General features: G+C 73.4%; 6 protein-coding genes and 1 pseudogene. 3 read left to right on the top strand and 4 right to left on the bottom strand.

The window, feature by feature from the left end:
* Positions 1-280: 280 nt before the first annotated feature.
* The 3 genes and pseudogenes from AB0958_RS02030 to AB0958_RS02020 all read right to left on the bottom strand — a co-directional run.
* Complete coding sequence (locus AB0958_RS02030; RefSeq protein WP_366888333.1) at positions 281-1,303, bottom strand: MoxR family ATPase; 1,023 nt, start codon at positions 1,301-1,303, stop codon at positions 281-283.
* A gap of 112 nt (positions 1,304-1,415) precedes the next feature.
* Complete coding sequence (locus tag AB0958_RS02025) at positions 1,416-3,842, bottom strand: trypsin-like peptidase domain-containing protein (RefSeq protein WP_366888332.1); 2,427 nt, start codon at positions 3,840-3,842, stop codon at positions 1,416-1,418.
* 416 nt (positions 3,843-4,258) lie between these two features.
* Positions 4,259-4,609, bottom strand: a pseudogene (locus tag AB0958_RS02020) (CU044_2847 family protein); the annotation flags it as partial.
* A 233-nt stretch (positions 4,610-4,842) separates the two neighbouring features.
* On the opposite strand from AB0958_RS02020, the gene AB0958_RS02015 reads away from it, so the two are divergent.
* Positions 4,843-5,022 (top strand): DUF6104 family protein, encoded by a 180-nt coding sequence (locus AB0958_RS02015; RefSeq protein ID WP_023586593.1) that lies wholly within the window; start codon positions 4,843-4,845, stop codon positions 5,020-5,022.
* Positions 5,023-5,065: 43 nt separating this feature from the next.
* On the opposite strand, the gene AB0958_RS02010 is transcribed toward AB0958_RS02015, so the two are convergent.
* Positions 5,066-5,233, bottom strand: a complete 168-nt coding sequence (locus tag AB0958_RS02010) for a hypothetical protein (protein ID WP_366888331.1) — start codon at positions 5,231-5,233, stop codon at positions 5,066-5,068.
* A 248-nt stretch (positions 5,234-5,481) separates the two neighbouring features.
* Between AB0958_RS02010 and AB0958_RS02005 the strand changes: the two genes are divergently transcribed.
* Positions 5,482-6,432, top strand: coding sequence for a DUF4097 family beta strand repeat-containing protein (locus AB0958_RS02005; protein ID WP_366888330.1), 951 nt, complete (start codon positions 5,482-5,484; stop codon positions 6,430-6,432).
* A 1-nt stretch (position 6,433) separates the two neighbouring features.
* Positions 6,434-7,519: a PadR family transcriptional regulator gene (locus AB0958_RS02000; RefSeq protein ID WP_366888329.1), complete on the top strand. Its 1,086-nt coding sequence runs from the start codon at positions 6,434-6,436 to the stop codon at positions 7,517-7,519.
* The last annotated feature ends 1 nt before the right edge of the window (position 7,520 follow it).

The following is a 7,520-nucleotide window of genomic DNA, read 5'->3' as shown; positions in this document are numbered from 1 at the left end:
GGCGGGCGAGTCATGGCCAGGGGCGGACCCGACACGGTCCGGGGCGGGCGAGTCATGGCCAGGGGCGGACCCGACACGGTCCGGGGCGGGCGAGTCATGGCCAGGGGCGGACCCGACACGGTCCGGGGCGGGCGAGTCATGGCCAGGGGCGGACCCGACACGGTCCGGGGTGGGCGGGGCGTGGTCCGGGGCAGGTGAGTCGTGGAGTGGGGCGGGCGGGGTGTGGTCCGGGTCGGGTGGGACGGGGCCGTTTCGCGGTGCTGCGTCCGGCATCAGCGGCTCACCTCGGGCGGTCGAGCCGCTGGATGAGCAGGTCGGCGAGGCGGTCGCGGCTGGGCGGGGCGGCCGCGTCGGTGAGATAGATCGCGTTCAGCAACTGGTCGGTGGCGAGCAGCTCACTGCGGGAGCGCTCGAGGAACCGGTTGATCAGGTCGTCGCCCGCGCGTGCCGCCTCGTCGCCGAGGTGGGCGCGGACGAACGTGGCGAGCCGGCTGTGGTCGGGGCGGTCCAGCTGGAGGTGGATGCAGCGGCGCATCAGCGGCGCCGGGAAGTCCCGTTCGCCGTTGCTGGTCAGGACCACGAACGGGAAGGCCCGGCAGCGCACCCGGCCGTCCCGGACCCGCACCTTGGTGCCGTCGGCGGTGAGCACCTCCGCCTCGCCGTCCGGCAGCCGGTCGGCGATCCGCTGCAGCTCGGGGATCTCGAACTCCCCTTCCTCCAGGACGTTCAGGAGGTCGTTGGGCAGGTCGATGTCGCTCTTGTCGAGTTCGTCGATCAGCAGCACGCGAGGCGTGTCGGAGGGGAGCAGGGCCGTGCCCAGCGGACCGAGGCGGATGTAGCTCCCGATCGCCTCGACGGCACCCGGGGTGCCGCCCGCCGCGCCGTAGCCGCCCTGCGCGGCGATCTGGACGTCCTGGAGCCGGGCGATGGCGTCGTAGTGGTAGAGGCCGTCGCTCAGCGCGGAGCGGCTGACGATGGACCAGCGCAGCACGTCGCCCAGGCCCAGTTCGTACGCGACGGAGTGCGCGAGCGTGCTCTTGCCCGCCCCCGGGCTGCCGGTGACGAGCAACGGACGGCGCAGGTAGAGCGCCGCGTTGATCATCTCCAGTTCCTCGGCGCCGGGCCGGTGCAGCTCGGCCAGATGCCGGTGCGCACCGAGCCTGCGGTCCCGCGAGCCCTCGCCGCCGTCCGCCGCGTCCCGGCCGGAGAAGTCCCGCCAAGGGGGCGGCGGGGGCAGCCTGTTCATGCCGTCGTGGGGTTCCCCGGCGCCTCGGTAGATGAGCCACTCACTGGATTCGGTCATGTCCGGTCCTCGTCGTCACTCGTCCGTCCCGTACCCACGGCAGCCGTCGAACGTGCTTCACGTTATCGACCATCAGCACAGCCCGTAAGGGCCTCACACCGGGCGCGCGAGTTCACGGCGCCTCCAGCAGGTCCCCCGTACCGGGCAGGGGGCGGTGCGGATCGTCGTACAGGAGAGCGATGTCCTTGGCCCAGAACGCCTCCGTGAGCCCCTCGCGCACCTGTTTGCGCAGGCCGTGCACCAGGTCGGGCAGCGCCCAGGCGCCGTCCGCGTCGTCGACGGTCATCCTGGCGCCCCGGTGGAACTCCCCGCACACGGAGTCGGTACGGCGGCTCCAGCGCCGCCACAGCACCACCCCGTACCCGGCCCGGACGATCCGCCCGAGGGCGGTGGCGTCGTCCGGATAGCGCAGGTCGCCCTGGCGGCACAGCACCGGGACGGTTCCGGGCGCGAGGGCGCGCAGCACCGCGACCTCCGACACCGGCCTGCGCACCGCGTCGTCGCAGTCGAGTATCTCGGCCCTGGCCCGGGTCACCGACCGCTCGCCTCCCGGGTGCGCGGGGTGCCAGCGGGCCCGGCGGTCGGCAGCCTCGTCGACGCCGCGGAACCCGGCCTCGCCGCCGTGCGGTGCACCGCCCTGGAGTCCGCCATCTTGCAGTTCGCCATCTTGGAGTTCGGCATCCTGGAGTCCGCCATCCTGGAGTCCGCCCTCGTACCAGCCGTCCTCGGCGGGCAGTTGGTCGCGGTCCTTGCAGCGGACCACCACCGGCCGCTCGGCGCCGAGCGGCTCCGCGCCCGGCCGCAGCCGCCACTCGTCCACCGGCAGGTCGAGCAGCAGGTGCGGCAGGGCCGCGTGCAGCGGGACGGGCCGGCCGGGCTCGTCGCAGCGCCGGAAGGCCTCGGCGAGCGGCCCGGCGACCCGCGCGGCGAGGTCGGCCAGCGGGGCGCCCTGCCCGTCGTCCAGCCGGGTCACCTCGCCGTCCGGCCGCAGCACCGCGACCGACCAGTCGCAACGGTCGCGGTTCCAGGCGAGGTGCTCCACTTCGAGCAGGACGGACTGGTCGAGCCCGATGTCACGGGGATGCGCCCGCGCCTCCGCGGCCGGCAGGCCCCCGGCCCGGTGCGCCGCCACCTCGTCGCCCGGCGCTTCCCCCGACCGGTACGGCGGGGCTTCGTCGCTCAGCACGCTCCCGGTCCGGTGCGTCACCAGGTCGCCGGTCCGGTGCGCCAGGGCCGCCTCGGCCGCCGTCTCCCCGGTCCGGTGGTCGGCGCGGTCGCGGCCCGAGCGTACGCGCGGCCGGTCGCCGAGGTGCTGGGCGCGCCTGCGGGCGAGTTCGCTGCGGTAGTCGCTGTCCAGGCGGGTCGCGGCCTGCCTGATCCACTCCCACAGGGCCTGTTCGGCGGCGAGCACGAAGGGCGTGACGGGACGCTCGGCGGTCATCACGCGCATCGCGTACTCGGTGACCAGCCGGAGCGCGCCGTCGTGGCGCACGTTCTCGTACAGCGCGCCGAGGCCGTCGCGCCAGCCACGCGGTGCGGGCGAGAAGGTCGGCAGCCGGAAGCCGGGCAGCGAGTGGAGGATGTCGAGCAGTCCCCGGGTGCTGTCCGGCGGCGGCAGATCGGCGAGCCGGCCGAGCAGTTCGACCCGCTCGTGCGGGCTCAGCGTGCGGCCCGGACGGGCGCCGAGTTCGGCCTGGAGGTCGGTCCAGGTGGGGCGTCCCGAGTCGCTGGGCTGCTGCCGGTCGCGGTGGTGGCGGTCGTGGGCATGGTAGACGGCCTGGTAGAGGTCGTGCTGGTAGGGGTCGTGGTGCCGCAGGCCGTGCCGGTACAGGTCCTGCGGCCGGGCGTTCGGCGCCGCCGGCGAGAGGGTGCGCAGCCGTTCGATGCCGATCGACGTGCCGCCCGGCCCGTGGTCCGAGCGCGACTTCAGTACGCCGACGACCTCGCCCCGCACCGGGTCGATCACGGGACCGCCGGAGACGCCGAGCGGCAGCTCGTTCGCGCCCAGGCGCATCTGGGCGCCCGCCGACCAGCCGCCGATGGTGCCGTGCACGGTCAGGAAGCCGTCCAGGGGCTGCGGGCGGCCCTGGAAGGGGGCCCAGCCCGCGTAGAAGACCCGGCCCTCGGTGTAGTGCGGCATCGGCCGCTCGGAGACGTACACGCACGCGTGGTCCACCGGCTCGCGCAACCGGACCAGGGCCAGGTCGGGGGCGGGCCAGCTGCCCTGCACGGGGCCCTCGACCTGCTCCGGGAGGGTTGCCGCGACCTTGCCGGGTACGGCGCGCGGCTCGTCGTAGGGGCCGGTCTGATAGATCACGGTGGCCTCGCCCCCCTCTCCGCCGTGGATCACATGAGCGCAGGTCAGCACCCAGTTGGGTGCGACGAAGAAGCCGCTGCCGAGGAACGCCCCCGACTCCTCCGGGGCATACCCGACGCCTGTGCGGTGGATGCGCACGGTGGCCGCCGTGACGAGTTCACGCAGCGCATGGTGGGCCGGATACCAGCCGCCGGATGCGCCCCCGTCGTACCCGTCCGTCATGCCGCGCCCCCCGCGCCGGCCGCCTGGACGCCCCCGTGCACCAAGACGCCACGGGACGCGCCCGCGCGGGGCCGTGCGAGGCCGAGGACACAGTCACCGGCCCCGACACCAGGCCCCGCCGGTCCATCACCGTCCCGCACGTCCGCGCCCACCGGATCACCACCGCCAAGCCGCCCCTCCGGCCCCACCGAACCACCACCAGGCCGACCTTCCGGGCCAGGCGAACCACCATCGAGCCGGGCTTCGGGACCCGCCAAGCCATCATCAGGCCGACCCCCCGGACCAGCCGAACCACCACCAGGCCGACCCCCCGGGCCAGGCGAACCACCATCGAGCCGGGCTTCGGGACCAGCCGAACCACCACCAGGCCGACCCCCCGGACCAGCCGAACCACCACCAGGCCGACCTCCCGGATCAGGTGGGCCGTCTCCCTTCCAGGTGAGGGTCACGGTGATGGCGGCCTTCGCCTCCCCGTCCGCGAGCAGCCCCACCACCTTCCCGGCCTTCGCGGTCAGCTCGATCCCGAACTCGACGCTCACCTCGTCGGGCCGCACGGCGCGCAGCGGCTCGGCGAGCGACCGCGCCACCCCGTTGACCAGCGCGCCGAGGCTCTCGACACGCGCCTCCACCCGTTCGGTCAGCCCGGTGTCCGTGAACGACAGCTCCCCCGACGGCACCTCCAGTTCCGCGGCCCCCGAGATCCGCGCCCACACGGGTGTGCCGTCCGGCAACCGCACCCGCGCGATCCGCGTGACGTCCTGCTCCATACCGCTCCCCCGCTCCCCCGTCTCCCCGAGCCCCGTGCGCTCCCTACGCCGTACCGTTCGTGGTTTCCCGCCCTCTCCGCACGGGAAGACACCGCCGTTCCCATCCCACGGGGAAAGAGTCCTTCCCCCGGAAGGGGAGCCCTACCCTTCGCCGGCGGCACGCCTTCGCCCTCCGCCTAGGCTGGTAGGCGCCCATCACCGGGCATCCACACAGGCATGCAGGAGAGCGACCCATGTACTTCACCGACCGAGGCATCGAGGAACTGGAGAAGCGGCGCGGCGAGGAAGAGGTCACCTTCGAGTGGCTCGCGGAACAACTCCGCACGTTCGTCGACCTCAATCCCGACTTCGAGGTCCCGGTGGAACGCCTGGCGACCTGGCTGGCCCGCTTGGACGACGAGGACGAGGAGTAGGACCGAGGAGCAGGACGAGGGTGAGGCGGCGCCCCGGGATCGGTCAGTCCCGGGGCAGCAACGTCTCGTACGACAGCTCCAGCACCCCGTGCACCACCAGCACCACCCCCGCCGCGATCCACGGCACACTGCGCCGCCGCGCACCCCAGATCACGGTCGGCAGCCCCACACACACCTCCCCCCACGCCACCACGGACCGGTCCATCGGCATGCCCTCACGCTAAGCACTTCGTCCGCACATCGCCCGTTGTGCCGCCTACGCCCTCACGCACGCATCTCCGTATCTCGATCTCGATCTCGACGGAGTCAACTTCGCGACCGACCCCTCACACGAAAGAGCGCCTTGACTTCGCGCGGCCACGATATATCGTGTTTACGGAAGACGCGATATGGCGCGAGCCGTCAGTCGGCACACGCGTCCACGTCCAGCCGCATGCCCGGCCGAGGGAGGTCCGCACCATGTCCGAGTGGTCCGTCGCTGAACCCAGGAAGCTCACCTTCGACACCCCCGTGAGCGATCTGCACGTCCGTATCGTCAACGGAACAGTCAACGTCGTGGGGACGGACGAGGGTTCCGCCCGACTGGAGATCTCCGAGATCGAGGGACCACCCCTGATCGTCACGCACCAGGACGGCACGCTCACCGTGGCCTACGAGGACCTGCCCTGGAAGGGATTCCTCAAGTGGCTCGACCGCAAGGGCTGGCGGCGCAGCGCGGTCGTCTCGCTGACCGTCCCGGCGGACACCCGCGTGGAGGTGGGCGTGGTCGGCGCCGCCGCGGTCGTCTCGGGGATCAACGGCACCTCGGTGGTGAAGGGCGTCACCGGCGACACCACGTTGGTCGGCCTCGCCGGCGAGGTCCGCGCGGACACCGTCTCCGGAAACCTGGAGGCCCAGGCGGTCACCGGCGACCTGCGGTTCAACTCCGTCTCCGGAGACCTGACCGTGGTGGAGGGGTCCGGCTCCGCCGTACGCGCCGACTCGGTGAGCGGCTCCATGATCATCGACCTGGATCCGGACGGCCCCACCGACGTCAGACTGACCAGCGTCTCCGGCGAGATCGCCATCCGGCTCCCGCACCCGGCCGACGCCGAGGTGGAGGCCAACACCGCGAGCGGCACGATCTCCAACGCCTTCGACGGACTGCGGGTGCACGGCCAGTGGGGCGCCCACAAGATCACCGGCCGCCTCGGCGCGGGCAACGGCAAGCTCCGCGCCACCACGGTCTCCGGCTCCATCGCCCTGCTGCGCCGCCCGCCCAAGGAGGACGAGGACGAGAAGGCGGCATGGGAGGCCACGCCCCCCAAGGAACCGACCCCGGGCGCCCCGACCCCGGCCGCCCCCTCCGCCCCGCCCGCCGCACCCGGCGACGGCACGACTGACGGTACGACCGACAAGAAGGTGCTCTGACATGGCTCCCGTCTTCGCCCACGGCCGCCTGCGCCTCTACCTGCTCAAGCTGCTGGACGAGGCTCCGCGCCACGGCTACGAGGTGATCCGGCTGCTGGAGGAGCGCTTCCAGGGCCTGTACGCCCCGTCCGCCGGCACCGTGTACCCCCGCCTCGCCAAGCTGGAGGCGGAGGGCCTGGTCACCCACACCACCGAGGGCGGCCGCAAGGTCTACGCCATCACGGACGCCGGTCGGGCGGAACTGGCGGACCGGAGCGGCGAGTTGGCCGACCTGGAGCTGGAGATCCGCGAGTCGGTGGCCGAGTTGGCCGCCGAGATAAGGGCCGATGTGCGCGGCGCGGCCGGTGACCTGCGCCGCGAGGTGCGCGCGGCCGCCTCCGAGGCCCGGCACGGCAGCGGCGGCACGGGCGCCGGTGAGTACAGCGACCTGGGGGACAAGGAGTCGTGGCGGGCCGCCAAGGAGGAGATGCGCCGCGTCAAGCAGGAGTGGAAGGAGCAGGCCCGCCGCGCGAAGGACGAGAGCCGCCGGGCCCGTGACGAGGCCCAGCGGGCCCGCCGGCAGGCCCAGGAGGCCCAGGCACACGCCCGCGCCCAGGCCCAGGAGGAGATGCAGCGCATCGCCCGCAGAGTGCAGGAGCACGTCCAGGACCACTTCGCGCGCGGTGACTGGCCGACGGGGGTCCGCGAGGGCCTGAGCGAACTGGCCAAGGAGTTCGGGGAGTTCGGGAAGGACTACGGCAAGGGGTTCGGCAAGGACTTCGGTTTCGGCCGCCCCGAGCAGGAACCGGGGACGGGACCGGACCTGCGCAAGCCGGCCCAGGCACCGTCGCCGTCTCAGTCGCCGGAGTACTCGGACACCCCGGAGGACTTCCCCGCGGAGTACGTCCCGGCGTGGGCGCACGGCGACGAGACCGACACCGGCGACCCGGCCCGTGATCTCGACCGGCTCCTGGACCGCTTCCGCGACGACATCCGGGACGCGGCCCGCGACCACGGCGTCACCCCCGAACAGCTCCGCGACGCCCGCGGCCAGCTGTCGACGGCGGCGGCACGCATCGGGGCGCTGCTGCGCGCCCCGAAGCGCTGAC

The organism is Streptomyces sp. NPDC006655 (genome assembly GCF_040703965.1).
In the GTDB taxonomy this organism is placed as follows: Bacteria; Actinomycetota; Actinomycetes; order Streptomycetales; family Streptomycetaceae; genus Streptomyces.
This window is presented reverse-complemented; position numbering and strand designations above follow the sequence as displayed.

What these genes read in the sequence shown, in the direction of transcription:
- AB0958_RS02005 (WP_366888330.1), top strand. Translation starts at nt 5,482, where the DNA reads ATGTCCGAGTGGTCCGTCGCTGAACCCAGGAAGCTCACCTTCGACACC.
- AB0958_RS02010 (WP_366888331.1), bottom strand. Translation starts at nt 5,233, where the DNA reads ATGCCGATGGACCGGTCCGTGGTGGCGTGGGGGGAGGTGTGTGTGGGG.
- AB0958_RS02015 (WP_023586593.1), top strand. Translation starts at nt 4,843, where the DNA reads ATGTACTTCACCGACCGAGGCATCGAGGAACTGGAGAAGCGGCGCGGC.
- AB0958_RS02000 (WP_366888329.1), top strand. Translation starts at nt 6,434, where the DNA reads ATGGCTCCCGTCTTCGCCCACGGCCGCCTGCGCCTCTACCTGCTCAAG.
- AB0958_RS02025 (WP_366888332.1), bottom strand. Translation starts at nt 3,842, where the DNA reads ATGACGGACGGGTACGACGGGGGCGCATCCGGCGGCTGGTATCCGGCC.
- AB0958_RS02030 (WP_366888333.1), bottom strand. Translation starts at nt 1,303, where the DNA reads ATGACCGAATCCAGTGAGTGGCTCATCTACCGAGGCGCCGGGGAACCC.